Consider the following 641-nt stretch of genomic DNA (forward strand, 5'->3'; position numbering starts at 1 on the left):
TTCTTCACTAAATAAATCTTTTATAGTGCTATCATTATTTAATGAATTAATATTATTTGTTATACCACCAAGTTTATCTTCTAAATCTTTTCTATAAACTGAAATACTATTTTCTAACTCTAATGATTTGTTAATAGCATTATCTATATCTTCTTTAAAACTACTTAATCTGCTGTCAAAGTCACTCACATTCCTATTTACATCTTCGAAGTTATTATTTAATACCTCAAAATTAGATGATATAGTGTCAAGATTAGAAATTATATTTTCATTATTTGAAGTTAAATCATCTATACTATTAGATAATCTATTTATTTCTGAGTGTAAATTATCAAACTTATCATTATAACTCTCTAAACCTAATAGATTTTCTCTTAACTCATTTAAGCTTCCCTCTAATTCTTCAAACTTAGTCAATTCTTCTCTTATGCTATTGAAAGAATCTTCTAATGATAATTTAGATTCCAATAAATCATTTAATCTATCATCATTACTGATATTATCTACATCAGCACGAAGCGCATCCAACTCTTCTAATAAAAGATTTTTGTCGCTTGAAAGCATATCTTTTACATAGTTTATATCGCTGTCTGTATCATTCAATCTATTTAATAATTCTTGACTAAACTCTTCAAAGCCTC

1 protein-coding gene is annotated in these 641 nt (G+C 25.3%); it reads right to left on the bottom strand.

The window, feature by feature from the left end:
* The coding region (locus R4I97_RS12020; protein ID WP_335785277.1) for a hypothetical protein at window positions 1-641 on the bottom strand (641 nt) is incomplete at both ends.

It is taken from the genome of Brachyspira pilosicoli (genome assembly GCF_036997485.1).
Classification (GTDB): Bacteria; Spirochaetota; Brachyspiria; order Brachyspirales; family Brachyspiraceae; genus Brachyspira; species Brachyspira pilosicoli_C.